Genomic DNA, 3,248 nt, shown 5'->3' with positions numbered 1-3,248 from the left:
CTCCTCCTCGTCACCGGCCACCGCCGCGAGAGCTTCGGCGGCGGCTTCGAGCGGATCTGCGCCGCGCTCGCCGCCACGGCGCGCGAGCATCCCGACCTCGAGGTGGTCTACCCGGTCCACCTTAATCCGAACGTGCAGGAGCCGGTGCGGCGCCTCCTCTCCGGCATCCCGAACGTCCACCTGATCGAGCCGCTCGACTATCTGCCCTTCGTCTACCTGATGCACCGGGCGCACCTCATCCTCACCGACTCGGGCGGGGTGCAGGAGGAGGCCCCCTCGCTCGGCAAGCCGGTGCTGGTCACGCGCGACACCACCGAGCGCCCCGAGGCAGTCAAGGCCGGCACCGTGCGGCTGGTCGGCACCGACGAGCGGGCGATACGGGAGGGCATCGACCGGTTGCTCGCCGACCCGGCGGAATACGAAAGGATGAGCTTTGCCCACAACCCTTACGGCGACGGCCGCGCCTCCGCCCGCATCCGCGATCTCCTCGGCGACCGGCACGTTCCCGCCCTCGCCGCTGCGGCCGGATAGCGCGCTCCCCTTCGAGACCATCTCGGTGGTCGGCCTCGGCTACATCGGCCTGCCGACCGCGGCGGTCTTCGCCGCACGCCGGCTGAAGGTCACCGGCGTCGACGTGAACGCGTGCGCGGTCGCGGCCATCAACCGCAGCGAGATCCACATCATCGAGCCCGACCTCGACATCGTGGTGCGCGCGGTGGTGACCGAGGGCTGGCTGCGCGCCACCGCCGCGCCGGAGCCGGCCGACGCCTTCCTCATCGCCGTGCCCACCCCCTTCCAGGCGAACGGGAAGGGCCGCGAGCCGGATCTCTCCTACGTCGCCGCCGCCGCCCGCTCCATCGCTCCGGTGCTGAAGCCGGGCGATCTCGTGGTGCTCGAATCGACCTCGCCCGTCGGCACCACGGCACAGATGGCCGGCTGGCTCGCCGAGCTCCGCCCCGACCTCAGCTTCCCGCAGGACGCGGGCGAGGCCTCCGACATCCGCGTCGCCCACTGCCCGGAGCGGGTCCTCCCCGGCCGCGTGCTGCAGGAGCTCGTCCGGAACGACCGGGTGATTGGCGGCATGACCCCGCGCTGCTCGGCGCGCGCGGCCGAGCTCTACCGGCTGGTGGTGCAGGGCGAGTGCATCGTGACGACACCGGAGACCGCTGAGATGGCGAAGCTGGTCGAGAACAGCTTCCGCGACGTCAACATCGCCTTCGCCAACGAGCTCTCGATGATCTGCGCCGAGCTCGGCATCGACGTCTGGGAGCTGATCGCCCTCGCCAACCGCCACCCGCGCGTCGACATCCTCCGGCCCGGCCCAGGGGTGGGCGGCCACTGCATCGCCGTCGACCCCTGGTTCATCGTCAGCCGCAGCCCGGAGACGGCGAAGCTGATCCGCGCGGCGCGCGAGCGGAACGACGCCAAGCCGGCCTGGGTCATCGACCGCGTCCGGCAGGCGGTGGCCGACTATCTCGCGCGGCACCCCGTACGCCATCCCTCCGACGTCACGCTCGCCTGCTGGGGCCTCGCCTTCAAGCCCGACATCGACGACCTGCGCGAGAGCCCGGCCCTCGACATCGCCCGCGAGCTCTGCGACCGCCACCCGGGGCCGCTCGTCGTGGTCGAGCCGCATGTCGAGACCCTGCCGCCGAGCCTCGCCCGCGCCGAGCGGGCCGACCCCGAGACGGCGCTGGCCCGCGCCGACCTGCATGTGCTTCTAGTCTGCCATTCTGCCTTCCGCGCTGCCATGGCGCGGCTCGGGCCGGAGCATGCAGTGGTCGATGCCGTCGGCCTGACCGCCCCCTAGGGCCGGGTCGGATGCGACAGGATCCGGAGGATCCTTCGCCCTGGCGGCGGCTGCTCGGCTGGCTCCCCGGCGGGCCACGGAGCCGACGCACCCCGCCACCGGAGCAGCAGGGGCTCAGGGTCGCGGCGATCCTCGACGACTTCAGTGCCACTTCCTTCCGGCCGGAGGCGGACCTTCTCCTGCTCTCGCCGGAGAACTGGGCGGCGGAGCTCGCTGCGCATCGTCCCGAGTTGGTGCTCGTCGAATCGGCATGGCGGGGCAGGGACGGACAGTGGGCCGGAAAGATTGCGGGGAACGGCACCGAGCTCGGGGGTATCCTCGCCTGGGCCAACGCGATGGGGGTGCCGACGGTCTTCTGGAACAAGGAGGACCCGGTCCACTTCTGGACCTTTCTTGCGACGACGCGCGGCTTCGACCATGTCTTCACCACCGATCTCGACTGCATCGCCCGCTACAAGTCCGCCCTTGGTCATGGCCGGGTGCATCTTCTGCCCTTCGCTTGCCAGCCGCAGCTGCACAATCCGCTGGAACTCTACCCTCGCAGGAAGGCCATGAGCTTCGCGGGGGCCTACTACCGGCGCTTTCCCGCGCGCATGCGGGTTCTCGAGAGCTTCGTCGGATCCCTGCCGGAACTCTGCCCAATCGAGATCTTCGACCGAAACTTCGGCGAGGACGGCCCCTGGAAGTTTCCTCCGGAATACGAGTCCCTCATCGTCGGCACACTACCTCCGGAGCGGATCGACCTTGCCTACAAGGGCTACCGCTACACGCTCAACCTGAATTCGGTGCAGAGCTCCCCGACCATGTTTGCGCGGAGGGTCTACGAGACTTTGGCCTGCAATACCCTGACGGCCAGCAACTATTCCCGTGGGCTCAGGTTGATGTTCGGCGATATGGTGCCGAACGCGGACGATGGCCCGGCGCTTCTGGCGCGGCTCCGGGCGGTGGCTGCTCAGCCCAGCCGCGAGGCCCGCCTCAGGCTGATGGCCCTGCGCAAGGTGATGCGCGAGCATACCTGTCGAGACCGGCTGGACTTCATCCGTGCCCGGACGCTGTCGCCGGATGCGCCGCCCGTCTGGCGGCCGCCGCAGGTGGTGGCGCTGGCCGAGGCGCGCGACTCCGCGACCGCTGCTCGGATAGCCGCGAGCTTCCTCGCCCAGAGCCACACGGAGAGCCGCCTCATCCTCGTGGCGGACGATCCGGCCTGGGGACCAGCACACCCGCGCATCGAGACGCACGCGCGCGGCAGCCTGGGCAGGCTGCACCTGCAGGATCTGGTGGGACCGCGCGATTGGCTGGCGTGCCTGTCCACCTTCGACCACTACGGGCCGCACTATCTGACCGATCTCATCCTCGCTACTCGCTACAGCCGGGCCTCGCTGATCGGCAAAGCGGCGCACTTCCGGTGGGATGCGGACGGTCCGATCCACGTTGACGC

At 70.2% G+C, this 3,248-nt stretch carries 3 protein-coding genes; all 3 read left to right on the top strand.

Annotated elements, in window-relative coordinates; genetic code table 11:
• The coding region (gene wecB / locus Q0112_RS08155) for a non-hydrolyzing UDP-N-acetylglucosamine 2-epimerase (protein ID WP_297973774.1) at nucleotides 1-531 on the top strand (531 nt) is incomplete at its 5' end.
• Nucleotides 434-1,810 carry a UDP-N-acetyl-D-mannosamine dehydrogenase gene (gene wecC / locus Q0112_RS08150; protein WP_324565020.1) on the top strand — a complete coding sequence of 459 codons (1,377 nt, stop codon included), beginning with the start codon at nucleotides 434-436 and terminating at the stop codon, nucleotides 1,808-1,810. The genes wecB and wecC, both read left to right, overlap by 98 nt.
• Nucleotides 1,811-1,821: 11 nt before the next feature.
• The coding region (locus Q0112_RS08145; RefSeq protein ID WP_297973771.1) for a glycosyltransferase at nucleotides 1,822-3,248 on the top strand (1,427 nt) is incomplete at its 3' end.

Source organism: uncultured Amaricoccus sp., from assembly GCF_937858865.1.
GTDB lineage: Bacteria > Pseudomonadota > Alphaproteobacteria > Rhodobacterales > Rhodobacteraceae > Amaricoccus.
The sequence above is the reverse complement of the archived record's forward strand: the minus strand, read 5'-3'. Positions and strand labels throughout refer to the sequence as shown.